The organism is Kitasatospora sp. NPDC127067 (assembly GCF_042724755.1).
Lineage (GTDB): Bacteria > Actinomycetota > Actinomycetes > Streptomycetales > Streptomycetaceae > Kitasatospora > Kitasatospora lactacystinica.
The window spans coordinates 49,660-69,151 of the sequence record NZ_JBHXEM010000001.1; the positions used below are offsets into that span (position 1 = coordinate 49,660).

Here is a 19,492-nt window from a genome sequence, read left to right on the forward strand (position 1 = left end):
GGACCCGGCCACCTGCGTCCACAGCCCCTCGGACGCCCTCGCGACCCGTACCGAGGCCGAAGAGCTGTAGGGCCGCTGGAACGCGGTCTGGGAGCGCCACGGCTTCGGCTACTGGACGGTCCGCGAGCACGACTCCCCGGCCGTACTGGGCTTCTGCGGCACCAAGCCGATGACGTTGGCGGGTCTGCCGATCCTCAACCTCTTCTACCGCCTCGCTCCCGCCGCCTGGGGTCGCGGCGTGGCGACCGAGGCCGCCACCACCGTCGCCGCCTGGGCGTCGGCCCACGCCCCCGACCTCCCCCTGATCGCCCGTGTCCGCTCGGAGAACCTCGCCTCCCGGTGCGTCGCCCTGCGCGCCGGCCTGCGCCGCGCGGAACACCTCGACGGTGAGGGCTGTGACGGCTTCGACCTGATCTCCGCGAGCCGCCTGCCGTAGGGACCCGCCGGACACTGCGACCACGGCCGCCAGCACCACAGGCACGACCAGCGCCACTGCCGCAGACGCCGAGTCCGCGGGACATCGAGGCCGCAGGCGCAGAGGCCGCCCGCTCCCAGCCCGGGGGCGGGCGGCTTTCTCGTGTTCGGGGGCGCGTTCGCGGTGGGTGGCGGCCGCCGCGGCACCAGCGGGAGCGAGTTGACGTTCGCACAGGATCTCGATGCAGGCGAACAGCTGTGTTAGGTTAGGCTTGCCTAATCTTGCTGGTCGGAGGGGATGTCCTGTGCAGCAACAGTCCGAATTCGCCGATGCCGTCGCGATGGTCACTGGGGCCGGGCAGGGCATCGGCGCGGCCGTGGTGCGGGCGCTGGTGGCCGAGGGAGCCGTCGTCGCGGCGGTGGACCGCAATCGTGGCGGGCTCGACGCCCTGGTGGCCGAGCTGCCGACGGTGCGTCCGTACGTGCTCGACGTGTCCGACGCCCAGGCCGTGGACGGCACTGTGGAGTTGATTGAACGCCAACTCGGGCCGATCGGAACACTGGTGAACGTCGCGGGAATCCTGCGCACCGCACCGGTCGTCGAACTCTCCGACGGGGACTGGGCGGACACCTTCGCCGTCAACACCACCGGCGTCTTCCACACCGGCCGGGCCGTCGGCCGTCGGATGGCGGACCGCGGGCGCGGGGCGATCGTGACCGTCGGGTCCAACGCCGCCGGGGTGCCGCGGGCCGGGATGGCCGCCTACGCGGCGTCCAAGGCGGCGGCCACCATGTTCACCCGCTGCCTGGGGCTGGAACTCGCCCGGTCCGGGGTGCGGTGCAACGTGGTGTCGCCCGGTTCGACCGACACCGAGATGCAGCGCGCGCTGTGGGGCGAGGACGCCGAGGCGGCCGAACGCCGGGTGATCGAGGGCGATTTGAGCGCCTGGCGGGTCGGTATCCCGCTCGGGCGGATCGCCGCGCCCGCCGACATCGCGGAGGCGGTGGTGTTCCTGGCCTCCGACCGGGCGCGGCACATCACCATGCACGACCTGTACGTCGACGGCGGAGCGACCCTGCGTGCCTGAGCGGGGCAGGGCGGTGCCGATCGGCGCCCCGCCCGTCCCTCCTCCTCGCCCGCCCTCCCGCTGCTCCTCGCCCTGCTGCTCCTCCCCGCCCTCCCGTTCCTCCTCGTCCCCCGTAGAACCGTCCCAGACTGGAGAGACCGCCGTGACCACGGTGCACCATGCCCCTGCCGGGCCGATACCCGCCGGGCCCGACGCCCCGGCGACCGCCCTCGCCGAGGGCCCGGACCACGCCGTCATCGGCGCGGCCAGCGGACTGCTCGGCCAGTACCGGGCCGGCTCCGACGAGGCGTTCTTCGCCTCGCCGACCCGCACCCTGCTCGGCTCCGGCGTGCACGCCCGGGTGCCCCAGGACGGGCGGCCGCTGCCGGTGCGGGTCGCCGAGACGCTGGCCGAGGCGGGCCGGGACGGGGTCGAACGGCCACTGGTGGTCGGTGCGGTGGCGTTCGACCGGGACAGCCGGGTCGAACTCGCCGTGCCCGCCCGGATCCGCACCGCCGGGGCGCTGCGCGACGACCCGCTGATCGCGCTGCCCGCGCCGGCGGCCGAGCGGATCGACTGGCAGATCGCCCCGGTGCCCGCGCCGGAGGTGTACGGCGCCGGCGTCGCGGCGGCCGTCGAGCGGCTGCGCGGCGGGGAGTTGAGCAAGGTGGTACTGGCGCGGACGCTGGAGCTGAGCGCCGCCGAGCCGCTCGACCTGCCCGCCATCCTGCAGCGGCTGGCCCGGCGCGACCCGGGCGGTTACACCTTCGCCGTCCCGTCCGGCGGCGGCCGCACCCTGATCGGCGCCAGCCCCGAACTCCTGCTCTCCCGGCGGGGAACGGCCGTGCTGGCCAACCCGCTGGCCGGCTCGGTCCCGCGCAGCGAGGACCTCGGCGAGGACGTCAGGCGCGCCGCCGCGCTGCTGGAGTCGCCCAAGGACCTGCACGAGCACGCCGTCGTGGTGGACGCCATCCGCGAGGCGCTGGCGCCGTACTGCCGCACCCTCGAAGTTCCCGAACGGCCCACCCTGGTACGGACGGCCGCGATGTGGCACCTGGCCACCACGATCCGCGGCGAGCTGGCCGACCCCGCGGTCTCCGCCCTGGAACTGGCCTGCGCACTGCACCCCACCCCGGCGGTCTGCGGCACGCCGACCGACGTCGCACGCCGGGTGATCGGCGAGGTCGAGCCCTTCGACCGCGGCCTCTACACCGGCATGGTCGGCTGGGAGGACGCGACCGGCGACGGCGAGTGGGTGGTCACCATCCGCTGCGCCGAGGCGCAGGAGCGGACGCTGCGGGTGTACGCCGGCGCTGGCGTGGTCGAGCAGTCCCGGCCGGAGGCCGAACTCGCCGAGACCAGCGCCAAGTTCCGCACCTTCCTGGACGCCGCGGGGGTGGCCCGGTGACGCCGCTGGAGACCGCTCGGGCGGGCTTCACCCCGTACCCCGCCGAGTTCGCCGAGCGCTATCGGGACGCCGGGTACTGGCGCGGCGAGACCTTCGGGCGGATGCTGCGCGAACGCGCCGCCGCGCACGGCGGGCGCATCGCCGTCGTCGACCCGGGCGGTCACTCGGTGGCGGCCGCCGAGCGGCGCTGGACGTACGCCGAACTCGACCGCCGGGCCGACCGGATGGCCGCCGGGCTGCTGGCCCGAGGAATCCGGGCCGGGGACCGGGTGGTGGTCCAACTTCCCAACGCCGCCGAGTTCTTCGAGGTCGTCTTCGCGCTGTTCCGGATCGGCGCGTTGCCGGTCTTCGCGCTGCCGGCCCACCGGTACGCCGAGATCGGGTACTTCTGCTCCTTCACCGGGGCGGTCGCCTATGTGGTGCCGGCCGTCGAAGGCGGTCACGACTACCGCGAACTCGCCACCCGGGTACAGGCGGAGAACCCCGCGCTGCGGCTGGTGCTGGTGGCCGGCGAGGACCCGGGCGAGCACGTCCGGCTCGCGGACGTGCCCTGCGACGGTCCCGGACCGGAGGCCTTCGGCGGGGAGCCCGGGCCCGGGGACCTCGCCTTCCTCCAGCTCTCCGGCGGCAGCACCGGCGTGCCGAAGCTGATCCCGCGCACCCACGACGACTACATCTACTCGCTGCGCGGCTCGGTCGAGCTCTGCGGGCAGGACCGGGACAGCGTGTACCTGTGCGTGCTGCCTGCCGCACACAACTTCCCGCTCAGCTCGCCGGGTTCGCTCGGCACGCTGTACGCCGGCGGCCGGGTGGTGCTCTGCCCGCAGCCCGCCCCGGAGACGGCCTTCCCGCTGATCGAGCGCGAGGGCGTGACCATCACCGGGCTGGTGCCGCCGCTCGCACTGCTCTGGCTGGACGCCGCCGAGCGCGGCGCCCGAGGGTACGAGAGCCTGGAGGTGCTGCTGGTCGGCGGCGCCAAGTTCAGCGAGGAGGCGGCCCGGAGGGTGCGGCCGGTGCTGGGCTGCACGCTCCAGCAGGTGTTCGGGATGGCCGAGGGGCTGGTCAACTACACCCGGCTGGACGACCCGGAGGAGCTGATCACCACCACCCAGGGCCGGCCGATCTCGCCGGACGACGAGGTCCGGGTGGTGGACGACCAGGACCGGGACCTGCCCGACGGCGCCACCGGCCACCTGCTCACCCGCGGGCCGTACACCATCCGCGGCTACTGGAACGCGCCCGAGCACAACGCCGGCTCCTTCACCGCGGACGGGTTCTACCGCACCGGGGACCTGGTCCGGCGCACCCCGACCGGCCACCTGGTGGTCGAGGGCCGGGCCAAGGACCAGATCAACCGGGGCGGCGAGAAGGTCGCCGCCGAGGAGATCGAGAACCACCTGCTCGCGCACCCTGCGGTGCACGACGCGGCGGTGGTGTCGATGCCCGACCCGTACCTGGGCGAGCGCACCTGCGCCTACGTGGTGCTGCGTGCCGGGCACCGCGAAAACCCACCGAAGAGCGTCGAGTTGAAGAGGTTCGTGCGGCAGCGCGGGCTCGCCGAGTACAAGGTGCCGGACCGGGTCGAGTTCGTCGCCGCCTTCCCGGCCACCGGGATCGGGAAGGTCAGCAAGAAGGACCTGCGCGCCGCGATCGCGGCTTCGCTGACCAGCCGCTGACCGCCCGCGGATCGGCTGCGGACCGGCCGCTGAACGCCTGCGGATCGGCTGCCGACCGCCCGTCGACCACCCGTTGACCCCCCCCACACCGCCACGTCTAGCTAAGGAACACCACTGTGGGCCTGCCCCGCATTCCCCGCTATCCCATGCCCGCCGCCGAGGAGCTGCCCGCCAACCGGGTCTCCTGGACGGTGGACCCGGCGCGCGCCGTGCTGCTGGTGCACGACCTGCAGAACCACTTCCTGGACGCCTTCGACGCCGAGGCCGCGCCGGTGCCCGAACTCCTGCACAACGTCTCGGCGTTGGCCAGTGCGGCGCGCGCCGCCGGCGTCTCCGTCGTGTACTCGGCGCAGCTCGGCGGGCAGAGCCCGGCCGAGCGCGGGCTGCAGCAGGACTTCTGGGGCCCGGGCATCCCGGACGACCCGCGGGCCACCGCGATCGCCGAGGCCGTGGCCCCGGAGCCGGTGGACACGGTGCTCACCAAGTGGAAGTACAGCGCCTTCGTGCGCACCGAGTTGGAGCAGCTGCTGCGCGAGCAGGGGCGGGACCAGCTGGTGATCACCGGCGTGTACGCGCACATCGGCGTGCAGGCCACCGCATGCGACGCCTGGATGCGGGACGTGCAGGCCTTCGTGGTGGCCGACGCGGTCGCCGACTTCGGCCCGGCGGAGCACCGCGACGCGCTGGCCTGGGTGGCCGGGCGCTGCGGGACGGTCACCACGGCGAAGGCCGTGCTCGGGGCGCTGGCTCCGGCCGCCCCGGGCGTTTCGGATGTCCAGGGTGTCGCGGGCGTCGCTGGTGTCACTGATGTCGCTGGTGTCGCGGTTGTTGCGGAACTCGAAGGGGTGAGCGGGAAGTGACGGGCGTGGGCTTCACGGTGGAGCGGATCCGGGCCGAGGTCGCCGATCTGCTCGGCGAGGACCCGGCGGAGATCCCGCTGGACGAGAACCTGGTCGACTGGGGGCTGGACTCCATCCGGCTGATGACCCTGGCCGGGCGCTGGCAGGAGGCGGGCGCCGAGGTGGCGTTCGTCCAGCTCGCGGAGCGCCCGGCGATCGAGGCCTGGGCCGAGCTGCTGGGTGCGGCGTGATGGTGCCGGAGGTGATGGCGCCGGACATGACGGCGGCGGAGGTGGCGGCGGCGGGCGTGACGGCGGCGGGGGTGCGCGAGGCGGTCCGCGGCGCGGCCCCGGGTGCGGTCCGCGAGGCGGTGCTGTCGGCGGCGCCCGAGCTGCCCGCACTGCCCCAACGTACGGTGCGGTACCCGGCGACCACCGCGGTCGGTCCGGTCGAGGCCCAGGCGGCCCGGACACCGGATGCGCCGGCGCTGGTGCTCGCGGACGGGGAGACCGTCGGCTACCGGGAGTTGAACGCCGCGGCCAACCGGCTGGCGCGCGCCCTGGCCGCCCGCGGGGCCCGCCCGGGCACGGTGGTCGGCCTGGCGGGCCTCCGGCGTCCGGCGGAGCTGCTGACGGCGCTGCTGGCGGTGGCGAAGTCGGGCGCGGCGTACCTCCCGCTGGACCCGGCGGACACGCCCGGGCGGCGGGACCGGCTGCTGGCGGAGAACGCGCCGGTCTGCGTGCTGGGGGAGGGGGTGCCCGGGGCGTTGGCCGGGCTGGAGACGGACGGCGAGCTGCCCACCGATCCGCCCAGGGCGCTGACCCCGCACCACCTGCTCTGCGTCGGGTACGGCCCGGGCGGGCGCCCGACCGCCGTGCGGCTCACCCATGCCGAGGCGGACCGCCGGGTGCGCGAGCTCCAGGCCGAGCATCCGCTCGGGCCTGGCGACCGGGTGCTCCACCTGGGCCTGCCGCTCTGGGAGTACCTGTGGCCGCTGCGGACGGGTGCCGCGGTGGTGCTCGCCGACCCGTGGCAGGAGGGCGAGGTCGGGGAGCTGGTGCGGAAGCTGGGCGTGACGGCGGTGCGGGTGGCGCCGGGGGTGCTGCTCGGCGGGTGAGGGCGGGCGGCCGGGCGCTACGGCGTGCGGACGCGGACGGACTTCGGGTGACAACTTTCAGCGAACAGAGTTCAGGTGACAGATTTCATCATCTGTTCGCTGAAAGTTGTCGGCCGTCCCCCGTCGGTCAGCGCACCCCACCCGCCGCGGCCTCGGCCGCCGGACGCGCTGCCTGGTCCACCGCCTGGTCCGCTGCCAGGTCCACCGCCGTCCACGCCATCGCCACCGCGCCGTCCAGCACCGCCCGCTCGGCCTCCACGCCCCGCGCCGCCTCGGCGAAGGCCGCCTCGTGCGGGGCGCAGGCGCCGCGGGTGATGTCCAGCACCGGATGGATGGACGGCACCGCGTGCGACACGTTCCCCATGTCCGTACAGGCGAAGGGTCCGCTCTCGACCGGTTCCGGCCGGCCGAGCACCGCCGCGTTGGCCCGCCACAGTGCCAGCAACCGGGTGTCGGAGCGCATGTCCAGGTAGTCCGGCTCGGGTCGGGTCAGTTCCACCTCGCAGCCGGTGGCGAGCGCCCCGGCGCGGAAGCAGTCCTCGACCCGGGAGCGCAGCTCGGCGAGGTCCTCCGCCGCCGAGGCCCGGATCTCGTACTCGGCGCTCGCGCTGTCCGGGATCAGGTTCGGCGCCGTCCCGGCCGCCGTGGTGATGCCGTGCACCCGCCACTGCGGCGGGAGTTGCTGGCGCAGCAGCCCGATGGCGACCTGGGCGACGGTGAGCGCGTCGGCGGCGTTGCGCCCCCGGTGGGGGTCGAGGCTCGGGTGGGCGGCCCGCCCGGTGTAGCGGACGGACAGCGTGCCGAGCGCGAAGGAGCGGAAGTCGGCGATCTCGACGGGGCAGGGGTGGACCATCATCGCGGCGTCCACCCCGTCGAACGCCCCGGCCTCCAGCAGCAGCGCCTTGCCGGCCCCGCGCTCCTCGGCCGGAGCGCCGATCACCCGGACGGTGAGCCCGAGCCTGTCCGCGTGCGGGGCGAGCCCGAGCGCGGCGCCGATCCCGGCGGCGGCGATCAGGTTGTGCCCGCAGGCGTGGCCGAGGTCGGGCAGCGCGTCGTACTCGCAGACCAGCGCGACGGTGACCGGTCCGCTGCCGAGGCGCGCGTCGAACGCGGTGGCCAGGCCGTGGGCGGGTGCGGTGACCGAGTAGCCGTGTGCGCGCAGCAGTTCGGCGCACCAGGCGGCCGCGAGGTGTTCCTCGAAGGCGGTCTCGGGGTGGGCGTGGATGCGGCGGCTGAGTGCGAGCAGCTCGGCCCGGTGGGCGTGGACGCGGTCGCGCACGGCCTGCTTGGCCTCGGCGGGGGGAGTGGTCGGCGGCTCGGTCTGGGGCATGGGTGGTGTCTCCGGGTTGTCAGGGGCTCGTCCGTGCGGGGCCGTTGACCAGATCATATGAAGTTAGATTAGGCTAACCTAAGTAAGGCGTTCCGGATCCCCGAGGAGCTCTCCACCCCATGCCTGCCGTCGAAACCCAGATCGCCGACAGCCAGACCGCCGACGTCCCCCTGCTCGCCGCCCAGGCCGCGATCTGGTACGCCCAGGCACTCGACCCCGCGAGCCCGGTCTACAACACCGGCGACGCGGTCGAGATCACCGGCCCGCTCGACGAGGACCGGTTCGAACAAGCGCTGCGGCAGGCGGTGGACGAGGCCCAGGCGCTGAGCGCCGTCGTCGTCACCGGCCCGGACGGCACGCCGCGCCAGCGGCTGCGCCCCGGCCGCCGCTGGCCGCTGCACCGCCTCGACCTGCGGGCCGCCGCCGACCCGGCCGCCGAGGCCGAGGCCTGGATGCGCGCCGACCTCGCCCGCCCGGCCGACCTCGCCGAGGGTCCGCTGTTCACCCACGCGCTGATCCGCCTCGCCGAGGACCGCCGGATCTGGTACCGCCGCATCCACCACCTTGCCGTCGACGCCTACGCGTTGACCCTCCTCGGCGAGCGGATCGCCGCCCTCTACGCCGCCCGCGTCACCGGAGCCGAACCCGCCCCGAACCCCTTCGCCGGACTCGCCGAGGCCGCCGCCGAGGAGGCCGCGTACCGGGGGAGCGCGCAGTACGAGGCCGACCGCGCCCACTGGTCCGCCCGGATGGCCGGCGCGGACACCCCGGTCGCCCTCCCGGGAACCCCCGAACCCGCCGCCGCCGACCGGGACGCCGTGCCCGGCGAGGCGGTCCGCCTCGCCGCCGACCTGCCCGCCGGCACCCGCGACCGCCTGGAACGCGCCGCCGACGCCGTCCGCGCCACCTGGGCCGAACTGCTCCTCGCCGCCGCCGCCGGATACCTGCACCGCCTGACCGGCGCCCAGGACGTGGTCCTCGGCCTGCCGCTCGCCAACCGGCGTGGTCCGGCCGCCCTGCGCACCCCCGTGGCCGCCGCCAACGTGCTCCCGCTGCGCCTCACCGTGCACCCCGCCGACAGCGCTGAGGCGCTGGTGCGCGCCGTGGTCCGCGAGCTGCGCGCCGTCCGCCGCCACCAGCGCTACCCGCTGGAGGAACTGCGCCGCGACCTCGGCCGTACCGGCGACCGCCACGCCCTGTTCGGCCCGATGGTCAACATCAAGGCCTTCGAGAGCGACCTCGACCTGGCCGGCCTGCCCGGCACCGTCCGCAACCTCGCCGCCGGCCCGGTGGACGACCTCGCCCTGAACGTCTCGCCCGGCCCGGACGGCGCGCTGCGCCTGGTCATCGACGCCGACCCGGCCCGCTACGGGCCCGCCTCGCTCGCCGCCCACCGCGACGGCCTGCTGCGCTACCTCGACGCCCTCGCCGAGCTGCTGCTCACCGACCCGCGGACGCCGATCGCCCGGATCGACCTGCTCGACCCGGACGGCCTGCGCCGCGCCACCGAGGGCCGCACCGAGCACCCGGCCGAGCGGACCGTGCCCGAGCTGTTCGCCGCCCGGGCCGCCCGCACCCCGGACGCCGTCGCCGTCCGCTCCGGTTCGAGCGCGCTGACCTACCGGCAGCTCGACGCCGCCGCCGACCGGCTCGCCCACCGCCTGGCCGCCCTGGGCGTCCGGGCCGGGGCGCCGGTCGCGATCGCCCTGCCGCGCGGCACCGACACCCTGGTCGCGATGCTCGCCGTCCTCAAGGCGGGCGGCGCCTGCGTCTCCCTCGACCTTGCCCACCCCGCGCAGCGCCTGGCCGCCGTCCTGGCCGACGCCCGCCCGGTCTGCGCGGTCGCCACCGCCGAGGCCCTCGCCGGGCTCGACCTGCCCGCCGGCCTGCCCACCGTCCGCCCGGAAGCGGCCGACGCCGGGCCCGGCGGTGAGCCCGGGCCCGACCGCGAGCCCGTGCCTGCCCTGCCCGCCCCGCGACTCGACCAGCCCGCCTACGTCCTGCACACCTCGGGCTCCACCGGCCGCCCCAAGGGCGTGGTGGTCACCCACGCCTCGCTGGCCAACCTGCACGCCGGCCTCGGCGAGGACCACGTCGCCCCCGCCGTGCGCCGCACCGGCCGGGAGCGGCTGCGCGTCGCCCACAGCGCCTCCTTCGCCTTCGACGCCTCCTGGGACCCGGTGCTCTGGATGGTCCACGGCCACGAGCTCCACCTGCTGGACGACGCCACCTACCGCGACCCGGCCGCGCTCGCCGCCCACCTCGACCGGGAGCGCATCGACTACCTCGACCTCACCCCCTCCTACCTCGAAGTCCTGCTCGCCGAAGGCATCCTGGACGAGGGGCGGCACCGCCCGTCCGTCCTCGTGGTCGGCGGCGAGGCCACCCCGCCCGCCCTCTGGCAGCGCCTCACCGCCGTCCCCGGCCTGCACCCGGTCGACCTCTACGGCCCCACCGAGACCACCGTCGACGCCTACGCCTGGACCCCGGGCCCGGACGGCGCCCCGCGCGGCCGGGTGGTGCGCGGCTCGCGCGCCTACGTCCTGGACGGCTCGCTGCGCCCCGCCCCCGACGGCGTCACCGGCGAGCTGTACGTGGCCGGGGCGTGCCTGGCCCGCGGCTACCTCGGCCGCCCCGACCTCACCGCCGAACGCTTCCTCGCCGACCCGTTCGGCCCGCCCGGCGGCCGGATGTACCGCACCGGCGACCTCGCCCGGCGCCGCCCCGACGGCACCCTGGAGTTCCTCGGCCGGGCCGACGACCAGGTGAAGATCCGCGGCTTCCGGATCGAACCCGGCGAGATCGCCGCCGTCCTCGCCGAACTGCCCGGTGTCGCCCAGGCCGTGGTGATCGCCCGCCCCGGACCGCAGGGCAAGCGGCTGCTCGGCTACGCCGTCCCGGAGAGCGGCAGCAGGCCCGACCCGGACGGGCTGCGCGCCGCGCTCGCCGCCCGGCTGCCCGCGCACATGGTCCCGGCGGCCGTCCTGCTGCTGGACGAACTGCCGCGCACCGCCCACGACAAGCTCGACCACCGCGCCCTGCCCGAGCCGGCCGTCACCACCGAGGGCACGGCGGCGGCCACACCCCAGGAGGAACTGGTCTGCGGCCTGTTCGCCGAGGTCCTCGGTCTGCCGCGGGCGCCCGGCCGGGACGCCTCCTTCTTCGACCTCGGCGGCCACTCGCTGCTCGCCGGCCGCCTGGCCGCCCGGCTGCGCGACACCTTCGCGGCCCCGGTCGGGTTCGCCGACGTGTTCCGGCAGTCGACCCCGGCCGGCCTCGCGGCCCTGCTCGGCGGGGCGGCCGGCCCGGCCGCGGAGCCCGAGCAGCGGCGTTCCGTCCCGGTGCCCGTGCCGCGCACCGAGCGGATGCCGCTCTCGCCCGCCCAGCGCGGCCTCTGGTTCCTGCACTGCCTCGAAGGCCCCAGCCCGACCTACAACATCCCGCTGGCGCTCACCCTCACCGGCCCGCTCGACCGGCACGCCCTCACCCTCGCCCTCGGCGACCTCGTCGCCCGGCACGAAGTCCTGCGCACCGTCTACGGGGAGGAGGCGGACGGCAGCCCGTACCAGCGCATCCTGCCCGCTGCGGGCATCGAACTCCACGACGGCACCGGCGACTTGGCCGAGGCCGTCCGGTACGCCTTCGACCTGACCGCCGAACCCCCGCTGCGCGCCACACTGTTCACCGGGCCCGCCGCGGCCGGCGGATCCACCCCGCCCACCGGCGGAGAGGAGCGGCACACCCTGCTCCTGCTGCTCCACCACATCGCGGGCGACGGCGCCTCCACCACCCCGCTGCTGCGCGACCTCGCCGCCGCCTACACCGCCAGGATCGCCGGACTGGACCCCGAACTGCCGCGGCTCACCGTCCAGTACGCCGACCACGCGGCCTGGCAGCGGGAGCGGATCGGCACCACCGAGGCGCCCAGCGCGCTCGCCGTCCGGCAGGCGGAGCACTGGCGTGCCGCGCTCGCCGGACTGCCCGACCAGCTGGAGCTTCCCCTCGACCGCCCCCGCCCGGCCGTGGCGGGCCACCGGGGCGCCACCGTTCCCTTCGCGCTCGGCGCCGAGGCGCACAGCGCCCTGGCCGCGCTCGTCCGGGCCGCCGGCAGCACCGTCTTCATGGCCGTCCAGGCCGGTCTCGCCGCCCTGCTCACCCGGCACGGCGCCGGCACGGACGTCCCGGTCGGCACCCCGGTGGCCGGCCGCGAGGACGAGCAGACCGCCGCACTGGTCGGCTACTTCGTCAACTCGCTGGTGCTGCGCACCGACACGTCCGGCGACCCCACCTTCCGGGAGCTGCTCGCCCGGGTCCGCGCCACCGTGCTCGCCGCGCACGAGCACGCCGAACTGCCCTTCGACCGGCTGGTCGAGGAGCTCAACCCGGCCCGCTCGCTCGCCTGGCACCCGCTGTTCCAGGTGATGCTCGCCTGGCAGAGCCGCCCGGACGAGCGGATCGCCCTGGGCGGCGACCTCACCGCCGACATCGCCGCGATCCCCAGCGGTACGGCCAAGTTCGACCTCACCCTCAATGCCGGCGAACTGCCCGGCGGCGGCGTCGGCGGCTTCCTGGAGTACCGCACCGACCTCTTCGACGCCGCCACCGCGGCCGCGCTCGCGGAGCGCCTGACCAGGCTGCTCACCGCTGCCGCGAGCGCCCCCGACACCCCGATCGGCCTGCTGCCGCTGATCGGCGAGGAGGAGCGGCGGCGCGCCCTGGTCGAGTGGAACGGCCCGTCGGTGGAGACGGCTTCGGACGCCACCCTGCCCGAGCTGTTCGAGGCGGCCGCCGCCGCCAACCCACGCGCCGTCGCGGTCGGTTACCAGGGCGAGCAGCTCGACTACACCGAACTCGGGGCCCGCGCCGACCGGCTGGCCCGGCTGCTGGCCGCCGAGGGCATCGGCCCCGGCACCATCGTCGCGCTCGCCCTGCCGCGCTCGCTCGAACTGGTCGTCGCCCTGCTGGCGGTGGCCAAGTCCGGCGCCGCGTACCTGCCGCTCGACCCCGACTACCCGGCCGACCGGCTCGCCTACATGCTGGCCGACGCAACCCCCGCCGCCCTGCTCACCGACCGGGCCACCGCGCCCCGGCTGCCCGCCCACGAGGTGCGCCAACTCCTGGTCGACGGCCCGGAGTCCGAGCGCCACCCGGCCGTCCCGCTGGCCCAGCACGAGCGCACCCGCCCGCTGCGGGCCGAGGACACCGCCTACGTCATCTACACCTCCGGCTCCACCGGCCGGCCCAAGGGCGTGCCCGTCACCCACCGCAACGTGGTCCGGCTGTTCGGCGCCACCGACCACTGGTTCGGCTTCGGAGCCGAGGACGTGTGGACGCTGTTCCACTCCTACGCCTTCGACTTCTCGGTCTGGGAGCTGTGGGGCGCCCTGCTGCACGGCGGCCGGCTGGTCGTCGTCCCGCACCTGATCAGCCGCGACCCGGCGGCCTTCCTGGAGCTGCTCGCCCGCGAGCGGGTCACCGTGCTCAACCAGACGCCGTCCGCCTTCTACCAGCTCAGTGCCGCCGACCGGGACCGCCCCGGCAGCGAACTCGCCCTGCGCTACGTGGTGTTCGGCGGCGAGGCGCTCGAACTCGCCCGGCTGGACGACTGGTACGACCGGCACGCCGAGGACGCCCCCGTGCTGGTCAACATGTACGGCATCACCGAGACCACCGTGCACGTCTCGTACATCGCCCTCGACCGGGCGAGCGCCGCCGCCGGGAGCAGCAGCACCATCGGCGTCAACATCCCCGACCTCCGGGTCTACGTCCTCGACCAGCACCTCCAGCCCGTCCCGCCCGGCGTCACCGGTGAGATGTACGTGGCCGGGGCGGGCCTGGCCCGCGGCTACCTCGGCCGCCCCGAGCTGACCGCGACCCGCTTCGTCGCCGACCCGTACGCCGAGCTGTTCGGCGAGCGCGGCATCAGGATGTACCGGTCCGGGGACCTCGCCCGGCGCCGCGCCGACGGCGTGCTGGAGTACTTCGGCCGCGCCGACCAGCAGGTCAAGCTGCGCGGCTTCCGGATCGAACTCGGCGAGATCGAGGCCGTGCTGGCCGCGCACCCGGCCGTCGCCGACGCCGCCGTGGTGGTCCGGGAGGACGTGCCGGGGGACAAGCGGCTGGTCGGCTACGCGGTGGCCGACGGCGCCACCCCGGACGAGCTGCGCGCCCACGCCGCCGCCGAACTGCCCGTCCACATGGTGCCCTCCGCCGTCGTCCTGCTCGACCGCCTCCCGCTGACCGCCAACGGCAAGCTCGACCGCCGCGCCCTGCCCGCCCCCGAGGCCCCCGCCGCGGGCGCCGGCCGCCCGCCGCGCACCCCGCGCGAGCAGCAGCTGTGCGAACTGTTCGCCGAGGTGCTGGGCGTTGCCTCGGTCGGCGTCGAGGACGACTTCTTCGCGCTCGGCGGGCACTCGCTGCTGGTCGTGCGTCTCGCCGGGCGGATCCGCGAGGTGCTCGGACTGGACGTCGGCATCGGTGCCCTGTTCCAGGCGTCCACCGTGGCCGCCCTGGACGCCGCCCTCGCGGCGGGCGCACCGGACACCGACGCCCTGGACGTGCTGCTCCCGCTGCGGCCCGTCGCCCCCGGGCGGCAGCGCCCGCTGTTCGCCGTGCACCCGGCCGGCGGCCTCAGCTGGTGCTACACCGGACTGATCCGCAACCTGCCCGGCGAGGTGCCGATCTACGGCCTCCAGGCCCAGGGCGTCGGCGCCGCCACCGCTGCCGAGCCGCTGCCCGGCACCCTGGAGGAGCTGGCCGCGCACTACGCCGACCGGCTGCGCGAGGTCCAGCCCGAGGGCCCGTACCGGCTGCTCGGCTGGTCCACCGGCGGGATCATCGCGCACGCGGTGGCCATCCGGCTCCAGGAACTCGGCCAGGACGTGGAACTGCTCGCGATCCTGGACGCCTACCCCGCCGAGGGCTTTCGCGAGCTGCCCGTCCCGGACCAGGCCGAGGCGCTGGAGGCGCTGCTCACCATGGGCGGCTTCGGGCCCGCCGACCTCGACGGCCGTCCGCTCGAACTCGGCCCCGTCACCGAGCTGTTGCGCCGCGAGGGCAGCCCGCTCGCCGGGCTCGACGAGGCCACCGTGGCCGCGCTGAACGAGACCTACCTCAACACCAACCACCTGGTGCGCGGCTACGACCACCGCCGCTTCGACGGCGACGTGCTGTTCTTCCGCGCCACCGTCGACACCATCGACGACACCCTGGTGCCCGAGCTCTGGGAGCCGTACGTGTCCGGCCGGATCGCCAACACGAACGTGGCCTGCTCCCACAAGGACATGACCCTGCCCGCCCCGATCGCGCACATCGCGAGCGTGATCGCCGACCACCTCGCCGACCTCCCGAAGAAGACCGACGATGGAGAAGACCACCGATGAGTGACGCCCCCGCCAATCCCTTCGACGCCGACGGCGAGTTCCTCGCGCTCGTCAACCCCGAGGGACAGCACTCCCTGTGGCCCGCCTTCGCCGCCGTCCCGGCCGGCTGGAGCATCGCCCACGGCCCGTGCGAGCGCCCGGCCGCCCTGGAGTGGATCGCCGCGAACTGGACCACCCTGTGACCCCTCCCGCCCCGTCCGGCGTCGAGGCCCCGGCGCGCCCCCTGCTCGCGGGGCGCGCCGCGGTGGTCGTCGTCTACACGGCCGCGATGTGCATGAACGGCCTGGACTCGACCATCGTCAACCCGGCGCTGTTCAGCATCGCCGAGGACTTCGGCAGGCCCGTCTCGGCGGCCAACGCCGTGGAGACCGCCTTCCTGGTCGGCCTCGCCCTCGGCCTGCCGGTGGCCGGCTGGCTCGGCGACCGGTACGGCGTCAAGCGGGTCTTCCTCGGCGCGCTCGCCGCCTTCACGCTCGCCTCCGCGCTCTGCGCGGCGGCACCCGGCCTGGGCACGCTGTCGGCGGCCCGGGCCGTCCAGGGCGTGGCCGGCGGGCTGCTCACCCCGGTCGGGATGACGCTGCTGTTCCGGGCCTTCGCCCCGCACGAGCGGGCGGGCCTGGGCCGCATCCTGATCGTCCCGACCGCGCTGATGCCCGCCCTCGGGCCGCCGCTCGGCGGCTTCCTCACCGAACACCTCTCCTGGCACTGGCTGTTCCTGGTCAACGTGCCGATCGGGGTCGCCGCCGTGCTCATCGGGCTGGTCGGCCTGCGCGGCGAACAGGAGCCCCCGGCCGGCCGCTTCGACACCACCGGCTTCCTGCTCGCCACGCCCGGCCTCGGCCTGCTGACCTACGCCCTCGGCTTCGGCCCGGCGCACGGCTGGACCTCCCCGGGCGTGGCCCTCGGCGGACTGCTCGGCCTGGCCCTGCTGGGGGCGGCCGTACGGCACCAACTCCGGGCCCCCGAACCTCTGGTGGACCTGCGGCTGCTCGCCGACCGCACCTTCGGCGCGGCGAGCTGGCTCGCCCTGCTGACCTCGGCCGGGCTGATGGGCGCGCTGTTCGTGCTGCCGCTGCTCTACCAGGCGGCGCGCGGCGCCACCGCCCTGGACGCCGGGCTGAGCGTCTTCCCGGAGGCGATCGGCCTGATGGCCGCCTCCCAGGTGGTCGACCGCCTGCTGCCCCGGCTCGGTCCGCGCCGGCTCGCCCTGCCAGGCCTGCTGCTGGCGGCGGTCGTCCTCGCCTCCCTCGGTTTCGCCGAGAACCCGTGGGCCGTACGGGTGTTGATGTTCTGCGTCGGCCTGATCCTGGGCACCGCCGTCCTCACCGTCCAGATCGCCGGCTTCGCCGACGTCCCGCCGCCCGCCATGGGCCGCGCGATGGGCCTGTTCACCATCCTGCGCACCCTCGGCGGGGCGCTGGGCATCGCGGCCACCGCCGCGCTGATCGGTGCGCTCGGCGACGGCACGGGTGTCGGGCCGTACCGCCTCGCCCTCCTGCTGACAGCCGCCCTGGTCGCCGCCGGCACCCTGCTGGCCGCCCGCCTCCCCGCCGAGGCCCTGGGCCCGCCGCCGGAGGAATGACGCCGGTGCGGTTCGTGGTCCTCCGGTGCTCCGACTGCCCTACGGTGGTCGGAGCACCGGAGGAGAGCCCATGAACCCTCAGCACTACCGTCTGCTCGAAGAGGCCCGTCGTAGCCTGCCGGACGGCTACAAGGTCGAGCTGTCCGGTGACATCATCGTCATGCAGACGTCACCGTCATCGATTCACCAGCTCAACCTGGCGATCGTCCAGCGCCAGTTCGAGGCACACTGTCCTCCCGGCTACTTCCCGACGGGGAACAGCGACCTCTCCTCGCCGGAGGTCGGTTCCGTCCGCAACCCGGACCTCACCTACCTGCCCGAGGACATCATCGAGCTGGGCCGCGAGATCCCCGCCGACCTGGCGCTGATCGCGGTCGAGATCGCCTCGCCGTCCAACCCCGACAACGACTGGAGCGGGAAGGTCCGCGACTACCCGCGGATGGGCTTCCCGCTCTACCTGATCGTGGACCCCCGGCAGAAGACGGTGACCCTGTTCTCCGAACCCAACCGCGACCGCTACCACACCCGGACGGAGCGGGAGTTCGGCGAGAAGCTCCGCATCCCCGCGCCCTTCGACTTCGAGCTGGACCTGACCCGGCTGGTCCCCTACCGGGACTGATCGGCCGCGGGGCCCGGGGAGTTCACTCGCTCGGCCAGAGGATCAGGTCGTCCAGCGGGCACCGGCGCGGCCGGTCGCCGAGTTCGGCGACGGCCGCCCGGATGCGGTCCAGGTGGGCGGGGGTGAGCTGGAGCGGAGGCTCGTCGGGCTGGTGGGTGGTGCGGATCGGGTAGTCGACGCCCGGGTCGCGGGTCATCTCGATGTGGCAGCCGAGCACGTACGTCACCGGGTGGCGCCCGGCGAACGCCACCAGCCGCTCGACGGTCCGTCGGAAGGCCGGCCAGTCGTCGATGTACAGCCGCCCCGGATAGACGGTGTCTCCGGTGAGCAGGAAGCCCGTCCACGGGTCGTAGTACGTGACGGCCGCCTCGTGGTGCCCCGGCGTGGCCAGGCACTTCAGCACCCGCCCGCCGCCCAGGTCGACCAGGGCCACGGCCTCCTCGTCCCGGTCGAAGCCGAAGTACGGCCAGGCGGTGGGCAGATCGGCACCGACCAGAGTGGTCGCGGGCCGGTCGGCGAACTGGCCGTCGCCCGCGATGTGGTCGCCGTGCGGGTGGGTGTGCAGCACCAGCAGCTCGTAGCCGTCCCGGGGATTGCGGGCGAGCCACGCCTCCACCAGCGCGTCGACCGTCGCGCGCAGGGGGAAGTACGCGGCCTCGGCCGTCGCCCCGGTGTCGATCAGCACCGTCCGCTCCGCCCCGAAGAGCAGGAACAGGAACGGGGCCTCGTAGTTGATCGCCTTGTTCTGCCGCAGGATGACGGTGTGCTCGTTGTACTCGTGGACCTGGATGTCCGGGTCCGTGTTGTGCTTGGCGGACGGGGAACCGTGGATCCACCGCACGTCCAGCGGACGGGCGACCGGTGCACCGGCAGCGGCCATGACGCCTCCACAGTGCGTCGTCTTGGCAGGCCGGGTACGGCGCACGTCTCGTCCGGGGCCGGCGCCGCTGCACCGCCCCCGGGACGCTAGCACGGGCGATGAATTTCAGCGGTCCAGAGGAGTGACATCTCGGGCGAGCTGCACGAAGTCGGCCCAGGCCTCGGCGGTGAAGGCGAGCCGGGGCCCGGTCCTGTCCTTGGAGTCGCGGACATGAACGGTGCCCGGGGCGAGGGCGATCTCGACGCAGGCGCCGCCCTCGGTGTTGCTGTGGCTGGACTTGAACCAGGTCAACGCATCGTTCATAGCTCCTCCAGCGACTCACTGATCAGCTTGGCCGAGGCCTCGGGGCTGAGCGCCTGCCGGAGGATCATTTCATGGCGATGACTGAGGATGCTCACCCTGGCCGGGTCTGCGTGGAGCATGCCCATCGCCTGGCCCTCCTCATACGCGAGTCGCTGATGTTCGACGGTTTCGAGAAGGATGAACTGCCCGTTCAGACCAGGGTGGATCCCCCGGGACGGAACCACTTGAACCGTGATGTGGCGTGCCTCGCCGACCGTCAGAACGTGGCGCAACTGCCGGTGGTGGGCTTCGATGGTCGTGAGCGGCCGTCGTAGGACTCCTTCCTCGATGAGGAAGTTGAAGGCTTTGGTCTGCACCTTCAGCATTTCCTGGCGTTCCAACCTCGCTGCGACCCGCGTCTCGACCGTCTCGTCATCGAGTGGCGGCCAGTGGGATTCGAGGAGCGTTCTCACGGTCTCTTCGGTCTGCAGCAGACCTGGAAAGAAGTGGTTCTCGTACCAGTTGAGTGCCACCGCCTCGGCTTCGTACTTCATGTAGTCCTCGGCGGAGGACGGATATTTCTCGGGCTTCAGGAATTGCGCCCCGGCTGCCAGGATTCCCTTCGCGTCGCACATGTCGTCCGCCACCTGCAACAGATGTACGGACGGCTTCCGCCGCCCCGCCTCCATCGACCGCAGGCTTTCGATGCCGTACCCGGCCTCGGTGGCCAGGTCCTCGCGGCTGACACCCGCGCGTGTCCGCCACAGCTTGATCTGATTGCCGCAGTACTTCCACTACATCGGCGGCGGTGTGGCGGACGAGGGCGCGTTCACGGGATACCTCCAGGCCGATCGGTGCGAAGTTCGACGCTAGACGCCCGATGGCCTGGAGGTATG

13 protein-coding genes, 2 pseudogenes and 1 riboswitch are annotated in these 19,492 nt (G+C 74.5%); of the genes and pseudogenes, 11 read left to right on the forward strand and 4 right to left on the reverse strand.

All coding sequences use genetic code 11. From position 1 onward, the window contains the following. Positions 1-88: 88 nt before the first annotated feature. From ACFWJ4_RS00245 to ACFWJ4_RS00275, 7 genes and pseudogenes are all read left to right on the forward strand, one after another. Positions 89-436 (forward strand): annotated as a pseudogene (locus tag ACFWJ4_RS00245) (GNAT family N-acetyltransferase); the annotation flags it as partial. A 283-nt stretch (positions 437-719) separates the two neighbouring features. Further along, positions 720-1,502 carry a 2,3-dihydro-2,3-dihydroxybenzoate dehydrogenase gene (locus ACFWJ4_RS00250; RefSeq protein WP_380537810.1) on the forward strand — a complete coding sequence of 261 codons (783 nt, stop codon included), beginning with the start codon at positions 720-722 and terminating at the stop codon, positions 1,500-1,502. A 175-nt stretch (positions 1,503-1,677) separates the two neighbouring features. Next, on the forward strand, positions 1,678-2,889 hold the full coding sequence (dhbC, locus tag ACFWJ4_RS00255) for an isochorismate synthase DhbC (RefSeq protein WP_380538077.1): 1,212 nt from the start codon (positions 1,678-1,680) through the stop codon (positions 2,887-2,889). Beyond that, entirely contained in the window at positions 2,886-4,565 is a 1,680-nt protein-coding gene (locus tag ACFWJ4_RS00260; RefSeq protein WP_380537812.1) for a (2,3-dihydroxybenzoyl)adenylate synthase, read from the forward strand. Before dhbC ends, ACFWJ4_RS00260 begins: the two co-directional genes overlap by 4 nt. A gap of 116 nt (positions 4,566-4,681) precedes the next feature. Then, positions 4,682-5,299, forward strand: a pseudogene (locus ACFWJ4_RS00265) (isochorismatase family protein); the annotation flags it as partial. Positions 5,300-5,421: 122 nt separating this feature from the next. Continuing rightward, on the forward strand, positions 5,422-5,655 hold the full coding sequence (locus tag ACFWJ4_RS00270) for a phosphopantetheine-binding protein (RefSeq protein WP_380348422.1): 234 nt from the start codon (positions 5,422-5,424) through the stop codon (positions 5,653-5,655). Next, complete coding sequence (locus tag ACFWJ4_RS00275) at positions 5,655-6,521, forward strand: AMP-binding protein (protein WP_380537814.1); 867 nt, start codon at positions 5,655-5,657, stop codon at positions 6,519-6,521. Before ACFWJ4_RS00270 ends, ACFWJ4_RS00275 begins: the two co-directional genes overlap by 1 nt. Positions 6,522-6,648: 127 nt before the next feature. Here ACFWJ4_RS00275 and ACFWJ4_RS00280 read toward each other — a convergent pair whose 3' ends face one another. Then, positions 6,649-7,851: a M20 family metallopeptidase gene (locus ACFWJ4_RS00280; protein WP_380537816.1), complete on the reverse strand. Its 1,203-nt coding sequence runs from the start codon at positions 7,849-7,851 to the stop codon at positions 6,649-6,651. A 119-nt stretch (positions 7,852-7,970) separates the two neighbouring features. Here ACFWJ4_RS00280 and ACFWJ4_RS00285 point away from each other — a divergent pair, with 119 nt between their 5' ends. The 4 genes from ACFWJ4_RS00285 (at position 7,971) to ACFWJ4_RS00300 (ending at position 17,434) form a co-directional block, all read left to right on the forward strand. Further along, a complete protein-coding gene (locus tag ACFWJ4_RS00285) occupies positions 7,971-15,233 on the forward strand; it encodes an amino acid adenylation domain-containing protein (protein ID WP_380537818.1) in 7,263 nt (2,420 codons plus the stop codon). After that, on the forward strand, positions 15,230-15,415 hold the full coding sequence (locus ACFWJ4_RS00290; protein ID WP_380537819.1) for an MbtH family protein: 186 nt from the start codon (positions 15,230-15,232) through the stop codon (positions 15,413-15,415). Before ACFWJ4_RS00285 ends, ACFWJ4_RS00290 begins: the two co-directional genes overlap by 4 nt. Continuing rightward, positions 15,412-16,815, forward strand: coding sequence for a DHA2 family efflux MFS transporter permease subunit (locus ACFWJ4_RS00295; protein WP_380537821.1), 1,404 nt, complete (start codon positions 15,412-15,414; stop codon positions 16,813-16,815). Before ACFWJ4_RS00290 ends, ACFWJ4_RS00295 begins: the two co-directional genes overlap by 4 nt. A gap of 70 nt (positions 16,816-16,885) precedes the next feature. Further along, the gene (locus ACFWJ4_RS00300) at positions 16,886-17,434 is read left to right on the forward strand and encodes a Uma2 family endonuclease (RefSeq protein ID WP_359904305.1); all 549 of its coding nucleotides are present in this window, start codon (positions 16,886-16,888) and stop codon (positions 17,432-17,434) included. 22 nt (positions 17,435-17,456) lie between these two features. Here ACFWJ4_RS00300 and ACFWJ4_RS00305 read toward each other — a convergent pair whose 3' ends face one another. The 3 genes from ACFWJ4_RS00305 to ACFWJ4_RS00315 form a co-directional block, all read right to left on the reverse strand. Further along, positions 17,457-18,314: an MBL fold metallo-hydrolase gene (locus tag ACFWJ4_RS00305; protein ID WP_380537823.1), complete on the reverse strand. Its 858-nt coding sequence runs from the start codon at positions 18,312-18,314 to the stop codon at positions 17,457-17,459. Between the two features lie 11 nt (positions 18,315-18,325). Further along, positions 18,326-18,394: riboswitch (guanidine-III (ykkC-III) riboswitch) on the reverse strand. Positions 18,395-18,419: 25 nt separating this feature from the next. Further along, positions 18,420-18,617 carry a DUF397 domain-containing protein gene (locus ACFWJ4_RS00310; protein ID WP_380537825.1) on the reverse strand — a complete coding sequence of 66 codons (198 nt, stop codon included), beginning with the start codon at positions 18,615-18,617 and terminating at the stop codon, positions 18,420-18,422. Next, entirely contained in the window at positions 18,614-19,369 is a 756-nt protein-coding gene (locus tag ACFWJ4_RS00315) for a helix-turn-helix transcriptional regulator (RefSeq protein WP_380538079.1), read from the reverse strand. Before ACFWJ4_RS00315 ends, ACFWJ4_RS00310 begins: the two co-directional genes overlap by 4 nt. Positions 19,370-19,492 lie beyond the last annotated feature (123 nt).

Coding starts and splice junctions, on each gene's coding strand:
- ACFWJ4_RS00275 (WP_380537814.1), top strand. CDS start 5,655: ATGGTGCCGGAGGTGATGGCGCCGGACATGACGGCGGCGGAGGTGGCG.
- ACFWJ4_RS00280 (WP_380537816.1), bottom strand. CDS start 7,851: ATGCCCCAGACCGAGCCGCCGACCACTCCCCCCGCCGAGGCCAAGCAG.
- ACFWJ4_RS00285 (WP_380537818.1), top strand. CDS start 7,971: ATGCCTGCCGTCGAAACCCAGATCGCCGACAGCCAGACCGCCGACGTC.
- ACFWJ4_RS00290 (WP_380537819.1), top strand. CDS start 15,230: ATGAGTGACGCCCCCGCCAATCCCTTCGACGCCGACGGCGAGTTCCTC.
- ACFWJ4_RS00300 (WP_359904305.1), top strand. CDS start 16,886: ATGAACCCTCAGCACTACCGTCTGCTCGAAGAGGCCCGTCGTAGCCTG.
- ACFWJ4_RS00305 (WP_380537823.1), bottom strand. CDS start 18,314: ATGGCCGCTGCCGGTGCACCGGTCGCCCGTCCGCTGGACGTGCGGTGG.
- ACFWJ4_RS00310 (WP_380537825.1), bottom strand. CDS start 18,617: ATGAACGATGCGTTGACCTGGTTCAAGTCCAGCCACAGCAACACCGAG.